Annotated in this window: 24 protein-coding genes and 2 pseudogenes; 11 read left to right on the top strand and 15 right to left on the bottom strand. The window is 49.5% G+C overall.

Going from position 1 to position 23,127, the window contains the following annotated elements; translation table 11 throughout:
• Window positions 1-18 precede the first annotated feature (18 nt).
• Entirely contained in the window at window positions 19-1,197 is a 1,179-nt protein-coding gene (locus AB4124_RS14005) for a YhgE/Pip domain-containing protein (protein WP_441973215.1), read from the bottom strand.
• Window positions 1,198-1,368: 171 nt separating this feature from the next.
• Between AB4124_RS14005 and AB4124_RS14010 the strand changes: the two genes are divergently transcribed.
• Window positions 1,369-1,980 (top strand): TetR/AcrR family transcriptional regulator, encoded by a 612-nt coding sequence (locus AB4124_RS14010; RefSeq protein ID WP_441973216.1) that lies wholly within the window; start codon window positions 1,369-1,371, stop codon window positions 1,978-1,980.
• Window positions 1,981-2,058: 78 nt separating this feature from the next.
• On the opposite strand, the gene AB4124_RS14015 is transcribed toward AB4124_RS14010, so the two are convergent.
• On the bottom strand, window positions 2,059-3,108 hold the full coding sequence (locus AB4124_RS14015; RefSeq protein WP_441973217.1) for an NAD(P)/FAD-dependent oxidoreductase: 1,050 nt from the start codon (window positions 3,106-3,108) through the stop codon (window positions 2,059-2,061).
• A gap of 324 nt (window positions 3,109-3,432) precedes the next feature.
• Here AB4124_RS14015 and AB4124_RS14020 point away from each other — a divergent pair, with 324 nt between their 5' ends.
• From AB4124_RS14020 to AB4124_RS14040, 5 genes are all read left to right on the top strand, one after another.
• The gene (locus AB4124_RS14020; protein ID WP_441973307.1) at window positions 3,433-4,305 is read left to right on the top strand and encodes an ABC transporter ATP-binding protein; all 873 of its coding nucleotides are present in this window, start codon (window positions 3,433-3,435) and stop codon (window positions 4,303-4,305) included.
• Window positions 4,229-5,206 carry an iron-hydroxamate ABC transporter substrate-binding protein gene (locus tag AB4124_RS14025; protein WP_441973218.1) on the top strand — a complete coding sequence of 326 codons (978 nt, stop codon included), beginning with the start codon at window positions 4,229-4,231 and terminating at the stop codon, window positions 5,204-5,206. Before AB4124_RS14020 ends, AB4124_RS14025 begins: the two co-directional genes overlap by 77 nt.
• Window positions 5,207-5,275: 69 nt before the next feature.
• A complete protein-coding gene (locus AB4124_RS14030) occupies window positions 5,276-6,286 on the top strand; it encodes a FecCD family ABC transporter permease (protein WP_441973219.1) in 1,011 nt (336 codons plus the stop codon).
• Complete coding sequence (locus AB4124_RS14035) at window positions 6,283-7,293, top strand: FecCD family ABC transporter permease (RefSeq protein ID WP_441973220.1); 1,011 nt, start codon at window positions 6,283-6,285, stop codon at window positions 7,291-7,293. The genes AB4124_RS14030 and AB4124_RS14035 overlap by 4 nt, the downstream gene beginning before the upstream one ends.
• A 161-nt stretch (window positions 7,294-7,454) precedes the next feature.
• Window positions 7,455-7,937, top strand: a complete 483-nt coding sequence (locus AB4124_RS14040) for a hypothetical protein (RefSeq protein ID WP_441973221.1) — start codon at window positions 7,455-7,457, stop codon at window positions 7,935-7,937.
• Window positions 7,938-8,009: 72 nt separating this feature from the next.
• Here the strand turns inward: AB4124_RS14040 and AB4124_RS14045 are convergent.
• Both AB4124_RS14045 and AB4124_RS14050 read right to left on the bottom strand, forming a co-directional pair.
• Window positions 8,010-9,560, bottom strand: a pseudogene (locus AB4124_RS14045) (BCCT family transporter).
• 129 nt (window positions 9,561-9,689) lie between these two features.
• Window positions 9,690-10,028, bottom strand: a complete 339-nt coding sequence (locus AB4124_RS14050) for a winged helix-turn-helix transcriptional regulator (protein ID WP_441973222.1) — start codon at window positions 10,026-10,028, stop codon at window positions 9,690-9,692.
• A 127-nt stretch (window positions 10,029-10,155) separates the two neighbouring features.
• Here AB4124_RS14050 and AB4124_RS14055 point away from each other — a divergent pair, with 127 nt between their 5' ends.
• Window positions 10,156-10,560 (top strand): YybH family protein, encoded by a 405-nt coding sequence (locus AB4124_RS14055; protein ID WP_441973223.1) that lies wholly within the window; start codon window positions 10,156-10,158, stop codon window positions 10,558-10,560.
• An 86-nt stretch (window positions 10,561-10,646) separates the two neighbouring features.
• On the opposite strand, the gene AB4124_RS14060 is transcribed toward AB4124_RS14055, so the two are convergent.
• The 10 genes and pseudogenes from AB4124_RS14060 to AB4124_RS14105 form a co-directional block, all read right to left on the bottom strand.
• Window positions 10,647-11,624, bottom strand: coding sequence for a ring-cleaving dioxygenase (locus AB4124_RS14060; protein WP_441973224.1), 978 nt, complete (start codon window positions 11,622-11,624; stop codon window positions 10,647-10,649).
• A 235-nt stretch (window positions 11,625-11,859) separates the two neighbouring features.
• A complete protein-coding gene (def, locus tag AB4124_RS14065) occupies window positions 11,860-12,378 on the bottom strand; it encodes a peptide deformylase (protein WP_379413218.1) in 519 nt (172 codons plus the stop codon).
• A gap of 4 nt (window positions 12,379-12,382) precedes the next feature.
• Complete coding sequence (locus tag AB4124_RS14070; protein ID WP_071220536.1) at window positions 12,383-12,625, bottom strand: helix-turn-helix domain-containing protein; 243 nt, start codon at window positions 12,623-12,625, stop codon at window positions 12,383-12,385.
• 139 nt (window positions 12,626-12,764) lie between these two features.
• On the bottom strand, window positions 12,765-13,445 hold the full coding sequence (locus AB4124_RS14075) for a class D sortase (protein ID WP_441973225.1): 681 nt from the start codon (window positions 13,443-13,445) through the stop codon (window positions 12,765-12,767).
• A 44-nt stretch (window positions 13,446-13,489) separates the two neighbouring features.
• Entirely contained in the window at window positions 13,490-13,636 is a 147-nt protein-coding gene (locus AB4124_RS14080; RefSeq protein ID WP_441973226.1) for an LPXTG cell wall anchor domain-containing protein, read from the bottom strand.
• 378 nt (window positions 13,637-14,014) lie between these two features.
• Window positions 14,015-14,077: pseudogene (locus AB4124_RS14085) on the bottom strand (SpaA isopeptide-forming pilin-related protein); the annotation flags it as partial.
• Window positions 14,053-14,199 (bottom strand): hypothetical protein, encoded by a 147-nt coding sequence (locus tag AB4124_RS14090; RefSeq protein ID WP_441973227.1) that lies wholly within the window; start codon window positions 14,197-14,199, stop codon window positions 14,053-14,055. The gene AB4124_RS14090 and the pseudogene AB4124_RS14085, both read right to left, overlap by 25 nt.
• A gap of 2 nt (window positions 14,200-14,201) precedes the next feature.
• Complete coding sequence (locus AB4124_RS14095; protein WP_441973228.1) at window positions 14,202-14,813, bottom strand: Ig-like domain-containing protein; 612 nt, start codon at window positions 14,811-14,813, stop codon at window positions 14,202-14,204.
• 131 nt (window positions 14,814-14,944) lie between these two features.
• On the bottom strand, window positions 14,945-15,898 hold the full coding sequence (locus AB4124_RS14100; protein ID WP_441973229.1) for a DMT family transporter: 954 nt from the start codon (window positions 15,896-15,898) through the stop codon (window positions 14,945-14,947).
• A gap of 263 nt (window positions 15,899-16,161) precedes the next feature.
• The gene (locus AB4124_RS14105) at window positions 16,162-17,673 is read right to left on the bottom strand and encodes a copper amine oxidase N-terminal domain-containing protein (protein ID WP_441973230.1); all 1,512 of its coding nucleotides are present in this window, start codon (window positions 17,671-17,673) and stop codon (window positions 16,162-16,164) included.
• Between the two features lie 257 nt (window positions 17,674-17,930).
• Between AB4124_RS14105 and AB4124_RS14110 the strand changes: the two genes are divergently transcribed.
• The 4 genes from AB4124_RS14110 (at window position 17,931) to AB4124_RS14125 (ending at window position 22,421) form a co-directional block, all read left to right on the top strand.
• Window positions 17,931-18,620 carry a response regulator gene (locus AB4124_RS14110; protein ID WP_441973231.1) on the top strand — a complete coding sequence of 230 codons (690 nt, stop codon included), beginning with the start codon at window positions 17,931-17,933 and terminating at the stop codon, window positions 18,618-18,620.
• Window positions 18,617-19,621 (top strand): sensor histidine kinase, encoded by a 1,005-nt coding sequence (locus tag AB4124_RS14115; RefSeq protein WP_441973232.1) that lies wholly within the window; start codon window positions 18,617-18,619, stop codon window positions 19,619-19,621. Before AB4124_RS14110 ends, AB4124_RS14115 begins: the two co-directional genes overlap by 4 nt.
• 99 nt (window positions 19,622-19,720) lie before the next feature.
• Complete coding sequence (locus AB4124_RS14120) at window positions 19,721-20,482, top strand: ABC transporter ATP-binding protein (RefSeq protein ID WP_441973233.1); 762 nt, start codon at window positions 19,721-19,723, stop codon at window positions 20,480-20,482.
• On the top strand, window positions 20,472-22,421 hold the full coding sequence (locus AB4124_RS14125; RefSeq protein ID WP_430108875.1) for an FtsX-like permease family protein: 1,950 nt from the start codon (window positions 20,472-20,474) through the stop codon (window positions 22,419-22,421). The genes AB4124_RS14120 and AB4124_RS14125 overlap by 11 nt, the downstream gene beginning before the upstream one ends.
• A gap of 146 nt (window positions 22,422-22,567) precedes the next feature.
• Here AB4124_RS14125 and AB4124_RS14130 read toward each other — a convergent pair whose 3' ends face one another.
• A complete protein-coding gene (locus AB4124_RS14130) occupies window positions 22,568-23,053 on the bottom strand; it encodes a DinB family protein (protein WP_441973234.1) in 486 nt (161 codons plus the stop codon).
• Between the last annotated feature and the right edge of the window lie 74 nt (window positions 23,054-23,127).

Raw genomic sequence — 23,127 nt, forward strand, 5'->3', positions numbered from 1 at the left:
GATTTTGAACAACCTCTATTAAGAAGCGGTCATCGACTTTCTTTTGTCGGAAAGGCTCCCCTTCTTCAGCACCGCGGCAAGCAGCAGGACAAGGAAACCTCCGGCGACAGACCACAGTACGGCAGCATTCGCGGAAGATGCAGAAACTCCGTCAAAATACATCACATCTCTTAGAGCTGAAGCAGCAAAGCGGAGCGGCGTCCACGAGTACAGCCAATCCTGCGTTGCCTGCGGCAGAAACTCCGGCGCCATATTGAGAAGCGGCATCGAGAAGAACATCAGGAGCACCAAAATCCCCATAGCCGGGATTCCCATCCAGTTGAGCAGGGTGGACTGAAGGAGGAAAAAAGCAGAACCTGCCAGCCACAGCATCAGCCAAACACGGCCCCCGTTGGTAAACTCCATGCCATACCAGGAGGATGCCATCCACATCAGGAAACCAGAAGCCAGACCTGCCAGCAGCAAACCGACAGCGCCTTGCAGCACAATCGCGATCCCCCTGCTGTTGCCATCAGCTACGGCTTTCTGCAGCGCCTGGAACAAGAACACGCTAAGGATCAGACAGCCGATCCATAGAATCTGTATCAGCATGCCCGGCGCATTGCCGCTTGCGTGGTTCGCACCTACAGGATGAACGACTTCCTCATGAACCTCGAACGGGGTGAGCAGAGCCTGCGCGGTTGTGACCGGCAGCATTTCCGTCTGCGTGCCGATCATGGTCAGTGCCTGGTTGGAGAGCTGCGCTCCCGCCATCTTCACCACTTGCCCGAGCATCTGTTTCACCGCAGTGGATGCCTGCGTGCTCATCCCCTCGTTCACCAACACCTGCACCACAGCCGGCTTCGGTGCAGGCGATTGCAGCGACAAGATGCCCGCGCTTAAGTCCTCAGGCAGCACGAGAGCTCCATAATACTTCTGACTGTCGAGCCCTTCCCGCGCTTCCGCTTCCGAGTTCACGATCTCCCAATGAATGGGCAGCTGTGAGTTTCCCTGCAGCATCCCCTTCATCATGTCGCCAACAGCGAGGGGTTCGCCGTTCGGTAACTCCGCCGGCTGATCCAAGACGACCAATGCAACGGGCAGCGACTTCGGCTTCGCTCCCGCGATCGAACCCATCATGGCTATACCGAAGATTGCCAGTACCAGAAGGACAACCAATGCGCCGATCCACAGCATGTTTTGTCTTATAAACCCCATATCAACCACTCCTCGTTATTAATGAACAGACTGTTGATTAATAATCACAGCGTTAATTATAATGAAGAGAGAGATTTGTTCAATCATCAGCTTTCAGCGGAGTGTTCATTACTCATCAGTGTACGAGCCCTCTGTTGATTAAGTCTTCACATTGTACTTGGAGGGGATTCCTTGACTAAAAAAGCGGATCGCCGGCAAATCAGGACCAACCAGCTGTTGCGTCAAACCCTATTTGAGCTCATGGACGAAAAAAACATAAGTTCGATTACTGTCACCGATATCGCCAATCGCGCCAATATCAACCGAGGTACCTTCTATCTGCATTATCGGGATGTGCCGGATATGCTGGATAAGCTCAAAGAAGAGGTGCTTCAGAAGATTGAGAACATCGTGATCCATATTGATCCCAGGGATTCCAGGGACTATGCGGAAAAGGGAGAGCCTTACCCGGCGTCAGAACAAATATTCGAGGAACTCATTCGGCATGCCGCCTTCTTCCGGGCCATTGTCGGACCGAATGGCGACATCTCGTTCGTTCGGCAGTTCAGGGAGTTCATGAAGAAGCATATGTTTGCTAAGCATGCGTTCAGAATGCCCGCAGGCGAGAATCAAATCATTCCGAGCGATTACCTGATTGCTTATATGACCTCGGCCAATATCGGCTTAGTTATCCACTGGATCGAGTCCGGCATGAATAAATCCGCAAGAGAAATGGCGATCATGATGACGCAGCTGCTCAACTACGGCCCGTTGATTACTTCAGGGATTATCCCAAAACCGTAAAGAAACGCAAAAAAAGAGAAGCGGGGATCCCCTCGCTTCTCTTCTAACGTTACATGCATGTACACGCATGCCCTTGTTCTAATTGATCAATTGCTTCACTAATTCGCGATTGCGCTCCTTAAACACCTCGTTGTGCGAAGAGACCATCGCGTACTTTCTGGCATCCGGCTCAATGAACTGCTTCGCGCTGTTCACCGCGTTCGCGGCATCCTGGAAGGCGCCTGCAATCAGGTGCAGCTTCCCGTCAAAATGCAGGATGTCGCCAGCAGCATACAGTCCCGGTATGGAAGAATTGCAGCTTGCGTTGCCCGCGATATAGTAATCATCCACCCGATGAATATCGAGCTTGCTGTTCTCCAGCAGCGACATATCCCGTTCATAGCCATGGTTAATAATCACTTCGTCCACGGCCAGATAGGAAACTTCCCCCGTCGCATTGTTGGTCAACTCTACCCGTTCAATCACCTCATGATTATCTGAAGCAATGAGCTTCGTAATCGATGTATTGAGATGGCAAGTCGCCTTGCTGTTCATCAGCTGCTCGACCTGGGCTTCATGGCCTGACAATTCGCCTTTGCGGTAGGCCAGATATACCTTCTTCGCTACAGGCTCCAGCTCATTCGCCCAATCCACGGCCGAATTCCCTCCACCGGACACAATCACCGTTTTGCCCTTGAAGTGCTGCAGGGACTTCACCGTGTAGTTCAGGTTCGACACCTCAAACCGCTCGGCTCCTTCAATCTCCAGCTTCTGCGGATTCAGGATGCCTCCGCCAACCGCTACGATGACCGTTTTGGACAAATGCACGCCGGAATTCGCCGTATGTAATTCGAACAGCCCATCCTCATTGCGGGCGATCGATTCAACCTTCTCGTTTAACAGCACTTCGGGATTAAACGTCAGACCTTGCTGAACCATCTGTTCGATCAGCTTCGCGCCCGGAACAGGCGTCAGTCCGCCGACGTCCCATATCATTTTCTCCGGATAGACGTGAACCTTTCCGCCAAGCATGGGTTGATATTCTATAATCTTGGTCTTCATGCCGCGCAGTCCACTATAAAAAGCAGAATATAATCCTGCTGGTCCTCCACCAATAACCGTTACATCAAATATCTCTTTCCCACTCATGCATTTCACTCCCGGTCTATAGATTAAAAGGATGTTTGTGATCACCTTGTAACGTAAATGATTATCATTATCAATTAGTATACGTTGCCTTTCACCGTTTTACAATCAATCATTTAGAAAAAATTCATATTGTCACAATTTCGCCTATATATAGGTATGTAACACCCTGCCAATCTATATATGGACATTATTCGGATGAAACATGAATATTATTTAAAATTTCCATTAAGATATTTATTGACAACGACGCGGCCCCACATTATATTTATGGATGAAATTGAGAATCATTATCGTTTGATAGCTAATTACTCTGGAGGTGAAATGATGATTCGCCTAAGTACAGATCGAATAAGCGTCGGTTACGGCGAGAATCTGATATTGAATCGTCTTAACGTAGATATTCCCGATAAAAGAATCACGACCATTATTGGACCTAACGGCTGCGGCAAATCCACTCTATTGAAGGCTGTTACCCGCATTATTCCTTACCAGTCCGGCGCTGCCATTCTGGATGGAGAAGAAATCGCCAAGATGAACACCAAGCTGCTGGCGAAAAAGCTGGCCATTCTGCCCCAAACTCCGGAAGGACCCGGCGGTTTGACGGTTGGCGAGCTTGTCTCCTATGGCCGCTATCCTCATCAACGCGGTTTTGGCCGCTTGACCAAGCAGGATATGGAAGTGATTGACTGGGCGCTGGAGGTTACCGGAACCCAGGATTACAAATATCGCTCGGTGGATGCTCTGTCCGGCGGACAAAGGCAGCGGGTGTGGATTGCGATGGCACTTGCTCAGGAGACCGAAATGATCTTCCTCGACGAACCAACCACGTACCTGGACATGGCGCATCAGCTTGAGATCCTGGAATTGCTGGAGAAGCTTAATATCGAGCAGGAACGTACCATTGTTATGGTTCTGCATGATTTAAACCAAGCCGCCAGATTCGCTGATTACATTATCGCGATGAAGGATGGGGATATCATTCAGGCCGGAGATCCGGAAGCCGTCATTTCGCACGACGTATTAAAGAAAGTATTCCATATCGACGCAGAGATCGGCCGCGATCCGCGCACGGCAAAACCGATCTGTATCACATACAATCTATTAAAAGGGGAAAAAGAGGATGTACTCAAAACGCAGCAAAACGACAACTTCGAAGAAACTACTCGTCCCGTTTATCGCACTGCTGTTCATTCTTAGCGCTTGCGGCACCAAGCCGGCAGAAACGAGCGGCAGCAATACAGAAACGACCGAAACACCGAAAACCGAACAAACCGAAACCAACTCCGGAACCATTACATATGAGTCCGAGAACGGACCCGTTGAGGTGCCTGCCAATCCGCAGCGCGTGGTTGTGCTGTCCTCCTACGTAGGCGACCTGCTTGCGCTCGACGTCAACATGGTGGGCGTTGATTCCTGGTCCAAAGCCAATCCCGCATTTGCGGACAAAATCAAGGATGCCGAAGAAGTTACGGATGAAAGCCTGGAGAAAATCATCGAGCTGGATCCCGATCTCATCATCGGCCTGTCCAATATCAAGAACGTCGATAAGCTGAAAGAGATTGCCCCAACCGTGACCTTTACCTACGGAAAAGTCGATTATTTGACGCAGCATCTTGAAATCGGCAAGCTTGTGAACAAAGAAAAAGAAGCCCAGGCCTGGATAGACGATTTCAAACAACGGGCGCAAAAAGCCGGCGAGGACATCCGTGCCAAGATTGGTGAAGACGCCACCGTATCCGTTATCGAGAGCTTTAATAAGCAGCTTTATGTATACGGCGATAACTGGGGCCGCGGTACTGAAATCCTGTATCAGGAAATGAAGCTGAAAATGCCGGAAAAAGTGAAGGAAATGGCATTGAAGGACGGCTATTATGCCCTTTCAACAGAAGTGCTGCCGGAGTATGCCGGCGATTATGTCATTCTGAGCAAATTTGCCGATGCCGATACGTCCTTCCAACAAACCGAGACGTATAAGCAAATCCCGGCGGTGAAGAATGGCCGCGTATTCGAAGCAGACGGAAACCGGATTTATTTTAATGATCCAACCACGCTGGAGTACCAGCTGGAGTTCATTACGGAACATTTTCTGGGCAAATAGGATATAGGCTGCCCTTGCACAGACTTATTTAGATTGAATATTCCAACTTTATGATGAAAAGATGATTCCATGACAAAGCCTACGAAACGGTCCATTCCTTTTTCAATCCAATTGATTGCGGGCATCATCGTATTTATCGGCACGTTTGTCGTTGCGATGGTGTTCGGCGCAGCTGAAACCAGCATCAAGGATGTATGGTTTGCTCTCACCACCTCGATGGAGGGCGAGAAATTATCCCTCCTTCGCGAAATTCGGCTGCCCCGTGAGGTTGCCGCCATTCTGGTCGGAGCCGCGCTGGCGGTCTCCGGTGCCATCATGCAGGGCATTACCCGCAATCCGCTGGCGGATCCCGGCCTGCTCGGCCTCACCAGCGGGGCGAATGCGGCGCTTGCCTTCACGCTGGCTTTCCTGCCAGGCGCCAATTATTTTGGCATTATGGTGGCCTGCTTCATCGGGGCAGCGATCGGTGCCGTGATGGTCTTCGGCATCGGAGCCATGCGAAAAGGCGGCTTCTCTCCCTTGCAGATGGTGTTGGCTGGCTCAGCCGTATCCGCATTCCTGTATGCCATCGCCGAAGGAATCGGCATTTATTTTAAATTATCCAAGGATGTGTCCATGTGGACGGCTGGCGGTGTGATCGGCACATCATGGGGGCAGCTGCAGACGATATTTCCATTCATACTTGTCGGAATTATCATCGCCATCGCGTTATCAAGGCAGCTGACCATCCTAAGCCTAAGTGAAGAAGTCGCCGTCGGTTTGGGACAGAACATTGCTGCTATCAAAGGCATCCTGTTTGTCGTGATTGTCCTTCTGGCCGGAACCTCTGTGGCTTTGGTGGGGAATTTGGCCTTCCTCGGCCTGATGATTCCCCATATCGTCCGCGGGATCGTCGGAACCGACTACCGTCATGTCATCCCGATGTCCGCTTTGGTAGGAGCTATATTTATGCTGTTTGCCGACACGGTCGGACGAACGCTGCATGCTCCTTACGAAACGCCCGTAGCCGCTCTGATCGCCATCATGGGATTGCCCTTCTTCCTGTTTATCGTACGCAAAGGAGGTAGGGGACTGTCATGATTCATCCATCGTTATTAAGAAAACAACGCATTACGTTTCTGGTCTTGTTGGGCCTTACAGTGGTTACTGTCCTCATTGGTTTGGGTCTCGGTTATTCGTCCGTTAGCTATGACCGGATTATTCCAACCCTGCTGGGCCAAGGCAGCTTCAAAGAGAAATTCATTATATTCGATGTACGCCTGCCGCGCATGCTCATTACTTTGCTGGCCGGAATGGCGCTCGCCTTATCGGGTGCCATTCTGCAGAGCATCACCCGAAATGATCTCGCGGATCCCGGAATTATCGGCATTAACTCCGGGGCCGGTGTCGGCGTAGCCGTATTCTTCCTGTTCTTCCCGATCGAAGCCGGCTCCTTTATTTACATGCTGCCTTTGGCGGCATTTATCGGAGCTGTGCTAACGGCCGTGGGCATCTACCTCTTCTCTTTCCGAAAAGGCGAAGGCCTGCAGCCCGTTAAATTGGTGCTTACCGGTGTCGGGTTCTCCATGGCACTCTCGGGCGTCATGATTGTGCTCACATCATCTGCCGAGCGGACTAAGGTCGATTTTATCGCCAAGTGGCTGGCTGGAGGGATATGGGGAACGGATTGGCCCTTCATTGTGGCGCTGCTGCCCTGGCTGATTATCCTGATTCCGTTCACCCTGTACAAAGCGCAGCGCATGAATCTGCTGGGGTTAAGCGATCCCGTGGGCATCGGCGTCGGCGTATCCATTGAGAAGGAGCGCATCGTGCTGCTTCTGGCCGCCGTAGCGCTTGCAGCATCCGCGGTGTCGGTCACAGGCGGCATCACGTTCATCGGACTCATGGGCCCACACATTGCCAAAGCGTTGGTTGGCCCGCGGAATCAGATGTACATTCCGATTGCCATATTGATCGGGGGCTGGCTGCTGCTGCTCGCAGACACGATCGGACGGAATATCGTGGATCCTGATGGCATCGCCGCTGGCATTATGGTTGCTATCATCGGCGCGCCGTATTTTGTATATTTGCTGCTGAAGAAAAAATAACTGTTATTCTCTTTAGAACGGAACGCCTAATAGCCCCTATTGCACTTTTTCAGGTGTAATAAGGGCTATTTTGTATACTGCGAATCGCTTCTCTTCATACATTGCGTTCATAAATAAGGTAATATAAGGATAATTATCCCAGTAAATAAAAGGGAGGTACTATGGAAAAATCAAAGGAAGCGATCGATTCAGCTGCAAAGCGATGGATGTCAACATTTCCTCTATGGATCATCGTGACGATCAGTTCACTATGCATGTTCTGGATATTTGACCTCTTGATCAACCTCGGGCTGCCTCGACAGGATGTAGGCTGGATCAACATCGCCATCGTGGGAACGTACCTAACAGGCTACCTTGCCGGCGAGCTGAATGTCTATCTGGATCGAACATATGTAGAGAGAGAGCAATCCCACACCCCCGGTGACGACATAAAGTCCGGATCCTTCAAGAAACGAATCCTCCTTCAGTTCCCCATATACCTCTTTGTGATCCTAAACATCCTATGTTTTAATTGGATTCATGGATTATTTCGATCCCTTGGGCTGTCTTCCTGGTATGCCTACTACTTACACATGTCATTACTATGCTTGTATTGGCTTGGCTATGGTAGCCGTCATTTCCGAGCTTATCTCCTCACAAAATAAAGAGGGGCCCCGCATGGATGCCCTCTTTATCGCGCAGGTAATATAAAACCTCGTTCCGTCAAGCGTTTGCCTTCACTTCTTCCCCCGGTTGGCTGCCTCCTCCAGACGGCGGAACCGTTTCAGATCAGCCTTCCGAATCGGAATCGGCTCGCGCCGCAGCAGCTTCACCACGGCAATGATCATCATCAACAGCAGTACTGTGAACGGCAAGGCCGCAATCAACGACGCTGTCTGTAAGGCTTCCAGTCCGCCCGCATACAGCAGGACGCCGGCAATGGCTGCCATGAGCGTGCCCCACACGATTTTTGCCATTTGAGGAGGGTTTAGGCTGCCATAGGTGGTCATACTGGCCAATATATAGGTTGCTGAGTCGGCTGATGTCACCAGGAACGTCAGAATGAGTAAAATCGCCAGCACATTCATGACCATGGAGAGAGGCAATTGGTTAAAGAGCTGAAACAGGGCCGATGTCACATCCGCATTAACGGCTGCGGCAATCCCGGTGCTCTCGTGCAGATCAAACCAGATCGCCGTCCCGCCGAATACCGCGATCCACAGACAGGCAATGACCGGCGGCACGACCATCACGCCCACAATGAATTCACGAATCGTTCTTCCCTTGGACACCCTCGCCACGAAAGCTCCGACATACGGGGACCAAGCAATCGCCCAAGCCCAGTAAAAAATCGTCCATTCCCGTACCCACGTGCCCTCTGCGTAGGGTTGAAGCCGCAGGCTGTACGATACGAAATTCGTAATATAATCGCCCAGTGCCAAGGTAAAGGTCTCCAAGATGAACACCGTGGGACCACTAACAAACACAAACAATAAAAAAATGAGCGCCAACGCGAGGTTCAGGTTGCTTAGGTATTTAATCCCTTTATCCAATCCCGTTGTGGACGAGATCATATAAGCGACAAAAATAAGCCCCAACATCATTAGCTGCAACCCGACACCATTGTTCACTCCCATAATCGTGTTCAAACCACCGCTCATCTGCAGAACGCCAAGTCCAATGGAAGTCGCGATGCCCATGACCGTTGCAATCACCGCGAGGATATCAATCGTATTCTTCACACCACGCTTTGAGCCTGTGACAGGCTCCAGCGCTGTAGATACCAGCCCATCCTTCTGCTTACGGTATTGAAGAAACGCGATCACAAGTCCGACAAGAGCAAACACGGACCATTAGCTAACCCCCCAATGAAAAAAAGAATAGCCCATAGCCACACGTGCCGCGTCTACACCTTGTGCTTCAACACCGCCGAAGGGTGTCTTAAAAAAATGGCTCATGGGTTCAGCCACACCCCAAAACACCAGCCCTACACCAAATCCCGCAGAGAACAGCATTCCGATCCAGGTGAAGAACGGATACTCGGGCTTCTCCTTATCTCCACCAAGACGAATCGTGCCGTATTTACTGGTTGCCACCCAGATCAGAAATATAATAATTACAAAGATCGAGAGCAGATAGAACCAGCCGAACATATTCGTCGTAAATCTGTACAAATACCCTGCCACTTCCCCGAAAGCTCCGGGCATAGCAGCCCCGAGAATAGCAAGAATGGCAATGATGACGGCCGAAACCGTAAACACGATGTTCTTGAATAAACTCCCTTTCATATGTTCCACCTCAGGCTATTAAGTCATCCATTCCTATACAGTATTTGTATTTAAACCAGAATTGATGTACTTAATCGGTGAATGTGTGCAGCAAAGGATAATTCTTCTGATCGAGGCTATCTTGAAGTGCTATTCGTTGGGGACCTCTTGAGAATCGATATACAATTGACCCAAAATAACCATCTGCTCAAGCAACGCTTCAAATTTCCGGCCAAATTCCGTTACCGAGTACTCCACCTTGGGAGGCACCTCTTGATACACCGTTCGTTTCACGATGCCGCTCTCCTCTAACTCCCGCAATTGCACGGTAAGCACATGCCTTGATACTTCAGGTATTCTCCGATGCAGCTCACCAAAACGCAGGGTTTCCTGAAACAGCTCATACAGGATTCGGGGCTTCCACTTCCCACTAATCATGTGCAAGCCCATTTCAGCCGGGCACCCATATTCCTCATCCTGATATGGCATATGTATTACTGAACCCCCTTGGTCATTGGTCATAAATAGATGACTATGTCATAAAATTGTGCGTACTTATCATAACTTCCATTTTCAGATAGGCTATTGCTATCATCATACAGAAAGAGGAGATTCAATGAAACCATCCACTCCCGCAAGCCGAGTCTGGAAGCCCGAGGATATGAATGCTGCATTTGCTGACGCGTATAACTCAGGGGATATCGATCAGGTGCTGGCATTGTATGAACCGAACAGTATTCATGTCCACCGCAATGGAAGCTTAGAGATCGGAACTCATTCTTTCCACCATACGCTGGAGGAGCTGCTGCTGCTTCAAGGCAAGATGGTCTCCACCAATCTATACTCCATCCCATTTGAAAATATCGCTATGCTGCGTGCCCATTTTACCTTGCGTACCTCGGACAGGGATGGCCAACCTCTTCTGCTTCAAGGTTATACCTCCGAAATCGTGAGACAGCAACCTGACGGAAGCTGGCTGTACATCGTGGACCATCCATTTGGTTCGGATGAAGTGGAATGAATAGTAAGATCCATTATTTCAGCGATACAAAAAAAGCAATCCGCCCTTGTCGTAAATAAGCGGATTGCTTCTTAAGATTCATTACATTATTCCTTTACGAATTCCTTCGTGCTTCGCATCGTATCGATTGGACGAACAATACCCTCGATCTGCTCGCGCTTTGGCTCCAGGAATGGAGGCAGGGACAACTTCTCGCCCAGCGTTTCATATGGCTCATCGCCCATGAAGCCTGGACCGTCGGTTGCGAACTCAAACAGAATTTGCGGTGCAACACGCGCATACAGGGATTGGAAGAAATAGCGGTCAACAAAGCCCGATGTATGGAACTGGAAGTCGTCCAGACGCTTGATCCAATGTTCCAGCACTGAGCGGTCCTCGACCCGGAAGGCCGCGTGGTGTACGGTGCCGAAGCCTTGCTGAGCTCTTGGAAGCACGGCGTTGTACTCAACAACCACCTGTGCGCCATTACCGCCTTCACCAACCTCAAACAGATGAAGTGAACCTTCCTTGTCGATTTCCTTGAATTCGAGCACTTTCTCCATCATTTCCTTGAAATTATCGAAGTTGGATACCCGTACAAACACCGGGCCGAGTCCTGTTATTGCATGCTCCAGCGGAATCGGTCCTTTCTGCCAAGGAGTTCCTGAAGCCACACCTTCGTTGCTCTCATCGGAGATGAGCTGATACTGCTGATCGTCAAAATCAACAAAGGCGAGTGTCTTTTTGCCAAATAACTCTTGAATGCCTTGATGCTTCACATCCATTCGGTCAAATCGCTTGACCCAATATTCGAGCGCTGCATCGTTAGGGACACGGAACGAGGTTTTGTAAATCTCGTCTGTACCATGTCTGCCCTGCGGGATCCCCGGAAAATCGAAGAAGGTCATATCTGTGCCGGCACTGCCCTTGTCATCGGCAAAGAACAGGTGGTATGTCTGAATATCGTCCTGATTAACCGTCTTCTTCACAAGCCGCATGCCGAGCACATAGGTGAAGAACTCGTAGTTCTTCTCGGCACTGCTCGTAATGGCTGTTACGTGGTGAATTCCTTTTAATCCGTTCATGATTAATTCCTCCATCTCTTATATTTAGAAAGTGTTGGCGCAACCTTCATAAATTATTACTTTGATTTAAAACATCTTTAATTTAAGATAATAATATCACGAGAATTCTGTTCCGTCAACCTTCTACATTCAAAATCTTATTTTAGCCCGTGCATGATATACAAAAAACGGCCGGACATAAGAACATCCAGCCGTTCTATTTCTTTCCTCATAAGAGAGAGACTCTCCATGTCCGTTATGCGCCTGTATTGGATAACCCAATGACAGGAAACAGCTCGATGCGTTGATGGGTCTCCTCGTGATACAACCATCCATCCCGAACATGGTCCACAAACAATATGCCGTTCAGGTGATCAATCTCATGCTGCATACATCTGGCCAGATAATCTTCGCCATCCAGAATTACCGTCTCGCCTTGGCGATTCAATGTCTTTACCTTAACTTTATTGGCTCTCTTCACATATCCGTAATACCCTGGATAAGAGAGACACGCTTCGGGGCCCAGCTGTTCCCCGTCCATCTCTACGATTTCTGGATTAATCAGCTCGATCAATCCTTCTCCGCAGTCCATGACAATAAGCCTTCGTAATATACCGATTTGTGGTGCGGCAAGACCAGCGCGCCCTTCGCTGTCATACAGCGTCTCAACCATATCATCCAGAATCTTCAATGCTCTGGCATTTACGGTATCGACTGGCCGGGCAATCTTTCGCAAGATCGGATCACCGAATGGCACAATAGCTTTAACCGTCATTCACTTAAGCCCCCTTAGTTCTAGAAGGAGGTGTATGCACCCATAAGTCACCTGGAGTACACTCTAAGGTTGTGCAAAGGGCATCTAACGTCTCTGCCTTCATCTGCCTGGGCTGGTTCGTCAGCAAGGCACTAATGGAAGCAGCTGACAGGCTGTAATTCGCCTTCTCTTTCATCAGCCGCGCCAAAGCCGCTCCCGACCATATCCCTCTCTCCGCCATCACATTACGTAGCATCCATTCGAGCACAGGGTCCCCCTCCCGTTCCATTTAAATATTAGCTCACACCTTATTTTATTAGGTGCTACCTAATATCTCAAGCCTTTTTTAGGGATCTAACCCTAACCGAAGGAGTTCTCTACAGATCTTGAGGATCCTTAGGAGACACTTAATCGGAAACGAGTTCAGCCTGGACAATCAAACGATGTGTAGCCTCGTAGATAGGATCGCAAGTGATCAGTGTAATGATCTGCTCATCCGGGTCTCCTTCCAGAACAGATACATCGGTCGGCTCCACGACGGAAATTTGGTCGACTCGGTAAATCAGTTCACGGCCTTCCGTTTTTATGATGACCTCATCGCCGTATGTGAGCTCATTCAATCGATTGAACAGACGCCCGGTCTTATGGGCGCGATGGGCGGCAATGGCGGCATTTCCGGCTTCTCCGAGTTTTGCCGTCCCCGTTACGCGAGCAGCCGCATTCTTCATATTCGATTGGGTTGCTCCCTCCAGAATGGGAAGTTCTAACTTCAACTTGCTAATGGTGATAATGCCGATAGGTGAACCTTCTTCATAACTGGCCTGTTCCTCTTGTGTTGAAGCTGGTGCCTCTCCCTCATCCAGGATACGGGAGAGCTCCTTGTAGTGAACAGCCACGTTATCTTGCGCGGTTCTCTGTTGAGCTTCAGCCTCGATTCGCGCTGCTTCCTTCAGCAAGCCATCCTGCTGGCGGTCCGCATTCCAGTCGCGGAGGATCGGATATAAGAATATGAGAAATCCAACAAGAATCAAGGCAACCGAAAGTTTCCGCATGAACAGCCGTCCTTCCTTACTACGATTGAAATTCAAATCCCCCTCTCCAGATATTAGCAGGGAGAAGGGGATATCATCATTTATTGACGTTTGTTACGCAGGCGGCGGCTTAAGAAGAAGCCTGCAAGTATAAGTGCCAGTCCTCCGAGTTGGAACGGTGCTGGATTGCTCTCTCCTGTTTTCGGGAGCGTGGCAATCGGGCCGCCTTCCGGCTTGGTTTCATTCACCGGATTACGATTCGTATTGTTCCCGGCGGATGGGGTAGAAGGATCTTCCGGCTTCGCCGTCTCGTCCCCAACCAGGGTGTCATCTTCTTCCGGTTCCTCTACAGGGATTGGTTCTGGATCAACTTCGCCCGGTACGACGGGATCGGTTTCTCCGGGTTGTACAACTTCCCCGGGAACGGTTGGCGTTCCTTCATCGGTATTACCGCCCGGTGGTGCTGTTCCACCCGGTGATGTCCCTGGATTACCTAGGTTTGGATCGGGGTTACCCGGGTTTGGATCCGGTCCTGGCGGAACGCTATCCTTGCTGTTCGTTATGGTTATTCGCTTGATATTGCCAGTCTGTTTAATGCTTGAATCGATCTTAATCGTTGTAGTTGCTTGATCGATTACGTATCCTTGAGGAGCCGAAGTCTCCTTCAGAATGTAATCGCCGTAAAGCAGCTTCGTGAAAAAGCCTTTCCAGCTGCATCGGTTGTCAGCGTCACTTCAGGACGCTTACCTTGCGTGTCTTGAAGAATAAACGTTGCTCCTTCCAATACAAGCGACGGGTCGGCCTTGTCCACCTTCAAGACTTCCAGGGCTGGTCAATCCGTTCCAAGACCGAATTGACTTGAAGCGTCCATACAATCGTGGACGGTTTGCCCCTGGTATCATTGACAACCTTGCCGCTCTTGCTCAGAAGATTGCCTTTTGCCGGCTTCGCCGGGATCATGATCTGCTTAGTGCTATCCCGAAGCTCAATCGGAATTTCAACGTCCGGAGTACCGCCGCCGATCCCCTCTTGGCTAAGCTTCGTCTGGAATTTCAGAGTTCCCCGGACTTCGGCATTATCCACCAGAGAGTTGAACGTCATCACAACATGACCATCCACTGACACCGTGAAGGTTCCAACATCCCCAATGTCCGTCTCAAGAACCCCGTTTATGCTGTTGTACAGTTTGAATGCCTTGGGCAGGTCGAACTCAATCGTTGAGCCATCCACATAGTTGTGGTTGTCATCAAGTTCCCAATCGTAGAGCAAGATGGCGTCTGAGCCGAGCTCTACCCGACCCGGATTCGGATTACCCGCTCCAGCCGCACTGACCCTCTGGCCATTAAACGTACCAAGGCCCGTACCAAATATACCTTGGAACATCAAAATAACAATGAGAGCCAGCATGCCTCCTTTCTTTTTCATAGTTTAACTCCACCTCTAAGTATGATTTCATCTGTTTTTAGTAGAATATTATGACAAGTGGTCGTGTGTACAGATGCTACAGCCTGTAATCATACATGGTGGAACTCGACAATTTCTCTACAACAAACATATTAAGCTGGTTTCGACTTGTTCCGCACAAGCGGTTTACGACTAGCGCTCTTGGATCTCCCTGCAAGGCTAGTCCCAATCACACCAATAAGGACAAGCGCTGCTCCAATGATATGATAATAAGCCAGCTCTTCATTCAAGAAGGCGACACCTCCAAAGATCGTGACCACGGTGGCCAGATTGTTGAAGATGCCCATCCGGGATGCCTCCATCTGGGACAATGCATAATTTGACAGTAGCGATGTTCCAAGGGAGGACAAAACGCCAAGATACAGAACGGCCCATACGAAGGACGGATGCAGAAACGGGTCAAAATAATGTACGAGCGTCCCCTGCGCAGCATGTTGAGCGGCCGACATCAGGTTAAACAGCACGAATCCGATCATCGACATGATGAACGTTATATCCAGTACCGACTGCTTCTGCGTCAACTTGCGTGCCATCACGCTGTATATCGCGTTGGAAAGCGCCGACAGCAGAATTAGTACAATCCCGAGCGTACTTGATGTCTCGAAGGAAACACCCTTCAGCACGAATATAGAGATGATCCCTGACACTGACAACACGGTAAATAGCTTTTGTGCCCAGCTGGAGCGTTCCTTCAAAAACAGTGACGCCAAGAGCAACGTAAAGATCGGTACGGTAGCGTGGATGATCCCGGCCTCGGCTGAAGAGGTGTAGACCAAACCGAAGGTTTGCAGCGTAAAGAACAGGAATGGATAGAATATGGCCAGCGGCACGATGGTTAGCAGCCGTTTCAGATCCAGCTTGACCTTTCTGCGGGCGATGAGGAGTGCAAGCGATGCGGCAATGAACGAAATAGTGAACCGGTGGGCCAATGTGTCCAGCGGGTTAGAGACGATCAGCGCCAGCTTCACAAACATAAAGGAAAAACCAATGATGACTGTATATCCCAACGCGGCGGCATAAGCACGGCTTGTATTCGGTGTATTCATAATAAGTATCCTCCTTCATCTTCTCTATTTGAGTCCAACCAGAGGAGGTTGGTACATTTGCTACTTATCTTACGGTAGGAAGGACTTCCTGACGATTTGAAATAACGCCAACTGTACCGGTACAGTTGGCGCGATGAAGAAAGTAATGACAAAAAGACTGTTTCCCATCATCCCAAGATGATAGGAAACAGCCACGCTATACTTTAAATCCTATACGTTTCATAACAGGTATAGGCCTGCCCCGTTATCAATAACAATACTCGTTAATCACGTTTAACCGAAATCCAGCCGTCGCCCTCCTGATGTAACGTTGCGCCGAGCGCTTCGGCCATAAACCGAAGCGGAACATAGGTTGAACCATTGCTATGCACGAATGGAGCTTCCTGCAGCGCCACGTTTTCACCGCCGACGCTGGCTGTTTTGGAGCCTACGGTCAATACGATTTCTTCCCCTGTCAGATCATTGATGACTTTAATTTTCTTCGAGCCTTTGGTCCACTTCACTTCGGCATCCAACTGGTCTGTCAAGTAACGAAGCGGAACGAAGCTTTGGTTGTTTTTCTTGATGACACCATATCCATAATCATCGATTACGGGACTAAGAAACATCGTTTTGTGCGTAATCTTCAGATCATCCTTCAACACAGTATAGATGAGGGAATCCTTCTCGAAGTTCCGCAGCACTTGGCCTGGCGTCACGGTCCCGTTCAGGACGTCGAGAACGCCTTTGGTCGTGTCTACCTGATTGGCTTTGACCGCGCCACCGATGTTCCATACTTCACTCTCGGAATAAACCTTAAAGGACTTCAGCGGCAGTTCCTCAGAAGCCGGAAGTGCGATGTTTAGTTCCAACGCACTCTTGCGTGTATTCAGCTGCTCATCGAAGAAATAATCCAGCTTGAGGACCGTATCCTTGCCGAAGACGGTTTCGGATCCCGGAAGCTCCTCTAATAACTGTTTCTTCTGTCGATCGTAATTTACCATCAGCTCGCTCAAACCGCCATGAACCATTTCGTAAAGCGAAGCGACGGCTTCTTCCTTGGACTCTTGCGGCAGAAGCTCCACATCTTCGCCGTAGGTCTCGCCGATGCTGGTCATCATCGGATAGATAGCATCGTAAGCATCGCCTATCAACTGCTTCAAACCGGCTTCGTCTTTAAGTAAACTCTCTGCGAAGGGTTTGAACATATTCAGAATTTCCTCACCCGTCAACTCCATATGGAGATGCGTCAGGTTCAAGCTTTCCCCGTTCACCTTCTCCTGAGCGGACTTCACCGCGATTGTCGATGGATTCGGGAAATGCTTCAGCACAAGCCCTGCCGCCTTCTTCACGACATCTTGAATCGCCTGCTCATACTGACTGGTATCCGGTAATCCGGGAATGGTCGTATCCATCGATAGATAGAACGGCTGCTTGGCGCCTTCCAATTGAATCGCCATTCCTTTGGAATCCATGGATATATGAAGCGGAATTTTCTTGTCCGAATATTGGACACTGCCCTGAATGGACACGGTTTTGCTATCCTGGACGATAGCATGGTCCATATTCAAGGATAACGAATTAATGAGATCAATCGCTTGTTTATCTTCAGTCGATAGGGCCTTGTCTGATGGCACCACCTCGAATCGAATACTTGCCTTGGATTCGCTGGATTTAACATCGAGACTGGTAAGCAACGCCTTGTTGATATCCAGTCCCCCGACAGCCTGACATCCTGTTATAACGACCAGCACAGCTGCAACGAGTACAGTCAACCATTTGAACTTCTTATACATAACGATAGTTTTCCCCTCCCAAGTCATAGGCTCATTTCTATTATGGGAAGTGAGGAAATGTTTGTAAATAGGTATTTAAGCCTCGTCACATGTGCACACGCAGAATGGCTGCCCACAAGATGGCACATATCGACAATTTGCTATACACTGGGAATGAAATATGGATAGTAAAGTGCAAGTTCAAAAGTCAACTTTTTTAGCACCGGGAAGGTTTGCAAAGGGGCTTTTGAACAACCCTATAAAGCGTGGTGAATCTCTTGTTTAAAATTATGTTAATCGAAGACGACGTGACCCTATTCCATGAAGTGCAGGAGCGCCTTTCGCAATGGTCGTATGACGTTTATGGCGTCCACGATTTCAGCGCCGTACTTCAGGAATTTACAGCCGTTCAGCCCGATCTGGTCATTATCGACATTCAGCTGCCGAAGTTTGACGGGTTCCATTGGTGCCGAATGATTCGGTCCCACTCGAACGTGCCGATTATCTTCTTGTCTTCCCGCGATCACCCGACCGATATGGTGATGTCCATGCAGCTTGGAGCGGACGATTTCATTCAGAAGCCGTTCCACTTTGATGTCCTGATTGCCAAAATCCAGGCCACTCTGCGCCGGGTATACAATTACAACACCGAACGGACTGAGCTGAGAACATGGCGCGGAGCCACCGTCGAATTCGGTAAAAATACGATTAGCAGCCCCCAGGGCACCGCGGAACTGACAAAGAATGAAATGTTCATTCTGAAAATCCTCATGGAGCGGAAGAATCAGATCGTCAGCCGGGAAGACCTAATCAAGAGCTTATGGGACAACGAGCATTTTGTCAGCGATAATACCTTAACGGTCAACGTCAATCGGCTGCGCAAGAAGCTGGAGCCCCTCGGTCTTGACCCTTACATCGAAACCAAGGTGGGACAAGGTTATATCGCCACGGAAGAGGCCCATGCATGATGATGGCCTATATCCGGGAACGACTAAGCTGGATTCTGTTCTTCCTGTTTCTGCAGCTGCTGTTTCTGTTCATAGCCGCCGTGGACTCCCAGATCCCGTTCTTGCCCATCCTTTATATCGTGTTTCTGTCGACGCTGTTCTTCCTGGTGTTCCTGTTTGTGAGGTACAATCGGGAAACCAAGTTCTACAAAAGCCTCCAGGCGTGGGATGACACCTACGATTTAGCCGCCATCAGCGAGCCGGAGCACCCCTTTGAAGCGATTGCCATGGACATCCTCTCCCTCCAAACCGAGCGCTTCAAGAAGGAATCCTCCATGCGTCTAATGGAGATACAAGGGGAGAAGGACGAGCTGTTATCCTGGATTCACGAAGTGAAAACGCCGCTCACCACCATGCAGCTGATGATCGAGCGCATGGAAGACGAGACGTTAAAAGCTCAGCTTCAGTATGAGTGGCTCCGCATCCACCTGCTGCTTGACCAGCAGCTGCACCAGAAGCGCATCCCCTTTATCCGGAATGATCTGCTGATCGAGGTATCCGCGCTTGAGCCGATCATCTTCCAAGAAATACGTGCGCTCAAGTCCTGGTGCATGCAGAAAGGCATCGGATTTGACGTTTCCCTTGAGGTAACGGAAGTGCTCAGTGATGCGAAATGGCTGGGCTTTATCATCCGCCAGTTGCTGACCAACGCGGTCAAATACAGCAGCGCTTCGGACATCATCATCGAGAGCAATCTTACGGATGATCATGTCAGACTTACCATCCAGGATTCCGGACGCGGTATTGATCCGAAGGACATGCCCCGGATTTTCGACAAAGGCTTCACCTCAACCACCTCGCATCAGGACAGTGCGGCAACCGGCATGGGGCTCTATCTGACGCAAAAAGTAACCGATGCCCTGTTGATCCGCATTCAGGTGGAATCGAAGCCGGGCATCGGCACCACCTTCACCTTAATCTTTCCGAAACGGAATGATTTTGTGAGCATGACCGGCATGTGACAACAATGTCACATGCTTTTGCGCTTTGTTCGGCGAATCGAAGGAAAAGATGCTCCGACTCCTTTATGATAAGGACAGATAACGAAGGAGTGAGTGAAATTGGCAATTCTTGAAGCAAACCAAATTCATAAAAGCTACGGCAACAAATTCAATAAACAGGAAGTGCTGAAGGGCATCGATATCCGCGTGGATAAAGGCGAGTTCGTCAGCATCATGGGCGCATCAGGCTCAGGAAAAACCACGCTGCTGAACGTGCTCTCCTCGATCGATAAAGTAAGCCTCGGCAGCATAAAAATCGAGGGCAAAGAGTTTACGGGTCTCAAGGAGAAGGAATTGGCGGAATTCCGAAAGCACCATTTGGGTTTTATTTTTCAGGAGTACAACCTGCTGGATACCTTGACCGTCAAGGAAAACGTGCTGCTGCCGCTTTCCATTAAGAAGGTATCCAAAAAGGAAGCCGAGCAGAAGTTCCAAAGAATCGCGACCGAGCTTGGAATCTACGAACTCAAGGATAAATATCCGAACCAAATCTCCGGGGGACAGAAGCAGCGGACCTCCGCGGCTCGCGCATTCATCCATGATCCGAGCATTATTTTTGCGGATGAGCCAACGGGAGCGCTGGACTCGAAGTCCGCTTCCGATCTGTTGAACAAGCTAAGCGAATTAAATCAGAAGATCGACTCCACGATCATCATGGTTACCCATGATCCTGTGGCCGCCAGCTATTGCACCCGGGTCGTCTTCATTAAGGATGGACAGATCTATACCCAGCTGAACAAGGGTGAGCAATCCCGGCAGGCCTTCTTCAACGACATCATCAAGACTCAAGGCGTGCTAGGCGGTGTTCAGAATGAACATTAATTATCTGATCTACCGGAATTTGAAGAAGAATATCAAGAATTATTATCTGTATGTGTTTGCGCTGATCTTCAGCGTGGGCCTGTACTTCGCGTTTGTTACGCTGCAATATGATCCGGCAATGGATGAAGCGAAAGGCTCCGTTAAGGGGGCGGCTGCGCTTGGCGCGGCTTCCGTGCTGTTAGTAGCCATCGTGGCGATATTTCTGCTGTATGCCAACACGATCTTTATTAAACGGCGCAGCAAAGAGATCGGGCTGTTTCAACTCATCGGACTGACCAAGGGTAAGATATTCCGAATCCTCAGCGCGGAGAATCTGATTCTGTATTTCGGCTCGATGGTCATCGGCATTTTTGCCGGATTTGCGGGTTCGCGCTTGATCTTAATGATTCTGTTCAAGATCACCGGCGTTGATACCAAGGCGGCTCTAACCTTCTCCACCGAAGCCATGATCCAGACCGTGATTGTGTTTGCCGTCATATACGTGTTGATCATGATCATGAATTATACGTTCATCAAAAGACAGAGCATTCTGTCCCTCTTCCACGCGGTATCCACAACCGAAAACCGGGTGAAGAAGATGTCCTTCTTGGAAATGCTGTTCGGTCTGTTTGGAATCGGGCTCATCGTGCTCGGTTACTATGTATCCACCAAGCTGTTCAGCGGGGATTTCACCACCATGAACGAACTGTTCATGGCCATGATCCTGATCTTGGGATCGGTTATCATCGGGACCTATCTATTCTATAAAGGATCGGTCAGCTTTCTATTCAACGCGATCCGGAAGAGCAAGGGTGGCTACTTGTCCCTGAATGAAGTACTGTCCCTCTCCTCCATCATGTTCCGCATGAAATCGAATGCGCTGCTGCTGACCATCATTACGACCGTATCCGCACTCGCGATCGGACTATTGTCACTTAGCTATATCTCATACTATTCTGCGGAGAAATCGGCCGAGCAGAGCGTGCCAAACCATTTTGCGGTGGCAGACGAGAAGGATCACACGGCTTTTATTCAGGCACTATCGGATGAGAATATCGAGTTTAAGCAGACCAACCGCGATGTCATCCAGGTGAATGCGGACCTATCCGACATTATCGGGGCCAGCCTGGAGGTCTCTGGGCAAGTGGATTCCAGTTCCATGATCATCCCGGTAATCAGTGATGCCAGCGTGAAGGGCAAGGATGTTTCCCCCGGGGAGACGCTGTTCACGGGATACAGTGACGCAATCCAGCAATTTATGGCGATACAGACCACAGGGGAAATTGAACTAATAAGCCCTAATCAAAGCTTTAAGCAGAAGCTGATCGGCTTGGACAAGGAAGCCTACGTATCCTATTATTATGCAAGCGGCGGACTGCCGACGGCGATTGTGGACCAGACCGTATTTGATAAGCTGGTTCAGGACCTGGATCCGAAGATCCAGAAGAAGACCAATGTCTATCACGGCATCGATATTGTGGATCCGATCGCTATTGATCAAGCCAATCAAATCTTTAAGAGCCTCGGCATTAGCGAGCGAACAGGGAACCTCTCTCAGACGGAACTGGTCTTCAACCAGAAGAGCAATATGGGCTTGATGATGTTCATCGTGGGATTCCTGGGACTTACCTTCCTGATTACTTCAGGATGCATCCTGTACTTTAAGCAGATGGATGAAGGTGAAGAGGAGAAGCCGAATTATACGATTCTCCGGAAACTGGGCTTTACTCAAGGAAACCTGCTGAAGGGGATTCAGATCAAGCAGTTGTTCAACTTCGGCATTCCGCTGGTCGTCGGGTTGTCCCACAGTTACTTTGCAGTTAAATCCGGCTGGTTCTTCTTCGGAACCGAGCTGTGGCTGCCTATGGTCATGGTTATGCTGCTGTATACGGCGCTGTATTCCATATTCGGGTTGTTATCGGTTATGTTCTATAAACGGGTAATTAAAGAAGCGTTGTAAACGAGGTGCATGGTTGGGCCCAGGAATGATTCGGGTTCCATCCATGCATTTTTTCTTTTTTTAGTAGGGAGATCTCTAGAGACCCGGGAGAAAGCAACTTCGAAACATTCCAATCGTGGATACCTTAAGGTGTGAAAAACCGTGGATTACCATTCCAACGCTCTGCAGCTCTTCTGCAGCTTCCGAATATACACAATCTGGCCGATATGATAGGCATTGTGCAGGGTGGCATTGCTTATGATCTCCCACCACTTGGCCGACCCCGGAAATCCATTCACTTCCTGCTCAAGCTTGGTCTCGGACAGCAGTTCCTGCCACTGTAATAAGACCGCTATCAATCGGTCTCTCAACTCTGCAAAGGTCGCGTGATCCGGAATGATGAAGCTTAAATGATTATCTCCAATAGAGGGCACGGCATCTATCCGCGATTCACGGTACCTGGACTGCCACGTTTCATTCCAATACAGCAGATGCTGTATGATCTCAACAATGCTGTGACTATCGTTGGCAGGTGTCCAGAACGCTTCATCCTCGGTCAAATGTTCCACAGATTGCTGGAACGGGATATGCCAGCTGGGATCATTCACATTCGCTAACATTTGATTCATTAGAACATTATTTGCATGCGCCATGGGTCATTCACTCCTTCATGCGCCCGGTAATGAGCAGCATCACAAATCATGACTAATTTTACTATAGGATGAAG

The organism is Paenibacillus sp. 2KB_20, assembly GCF_052115765.1.
Lineage (GTDB): Bacteria > Bacillota > Bacilli > Paenibacillales > Paenibacillaceae > Paenibacillus_AQ.

Coding starts and splice junctions, on each gene's coding strand:
- AB4124_RS14005 (WP_441973215.1), bottom strand. CDS start 1,197: ATGGGGTTTATAAGACAAAACATGCTGTGGATCGGCGCATTGGTTGTC.
- AB4124_RS14015 (WP_441973217.1), bottom strand. CDS start 3,108: ATGAGTGGGAAAGAGATATTTGATGTAACGGTTATTGGTGGAGGACCA.
- AB4124_RS14020 (WP_441973307.1), top strand. CDS start 3,433: ATGATTCGCCTAAGTACAGATCGAATAAGCGTCGGTTACGGCGAGAAT.
- AB4124_RS14025 (WP_441973218.1), top strand. CDS start 4,229: ATGTACTCAAAACGCAGCAAAACGACAACTTCGAAGAAACTACTCGTC.
- AB4124_RS14030 (WP_441973219.1), top strand. CDS start 5,276: ATGACAAAGCCTACGAAACGGTCCATTCCTTTTTCAATCCAATTGATT.
- AB4124_RS14035 (WP_441973220.1), top strand. CDS start 6,283: ATGATTCATCCATCGTTATTAAGAAAACAACGCATTACGTTTCTGGTC.
- AB4124_RS14040 (WP_441973221.1), top strand. CDS start 7,455: ATGGAAAAATCAAAGGAAGCGATCGATTCAGCTGCAAAGCGATGGATG.
- AB4124_RS14050 (WP_441973222.1), bottom strand. CDS start 10,028: ATGCCATATCAGGATGAGGAATATGGGTGCCCGGCTGAAATGGGCTTG.
- AB4124_RS14055 (WP_441973223.1), top strand. CDS start 10,156: ATGAAACCATCCACTCCCGCAAGCCGAGTCTGGAAGCCCGAGGATATG.
- AB4124_RS14060 (WP_441973224.1), bottom strand. CDS start 11,624: ATGAACGGATTAAAAGGAATTCACCACGTAACAGCCATTACGAGCAGT.
- def (WP_379413218.1), bottom strand. CDS start 12,378: ATGACGGTTAAAGCTATTGTGCCATTCGGTGATCCGATCTTGCGAAAG.
- AB4124_RS14095 (WP_441973228.1), bottom strand. CDS start 14,813: ATGAAAAAGAAAGGAGGCATGCTGGCTCTCATTGTTATTTTGATGTTC.
- AB4124_RS14100 (WP_441973229.1), bottom strand. CDS start 15,898: ATGAATACACCGAATACAAGCCGTGCTTATGCCGCCGCGTTGGGATAT.
- AB4124_RS14105 (WP_441973230.1), bottom strand. CDS start 17,673: ATGTATAAGAAGTTCAAATGGTTGACTGTACTCGTTGCAGCTGTGCTG.
- AB4124_RS14115 (WP_441973232.1), top strand. CDS start 18,617: ATGATGATGGCCTATATCCGGGAACGACTAAGCTGGATTCTGTTCTTC.
- AB4124_RS14125 (WP_430108875.1), top strand. CDS start 20,472: ATGAACATTAATTATCTGATCTACCGGAATTTGAAGAAGAATATCAAG.
- AB4124_RS14130 (WP_441973234.1), bottom strand. CDS start 23,053: ATGGCGCATGCAAATAATGTTCTAATGAATCAAATGTTAGCGAATGTG.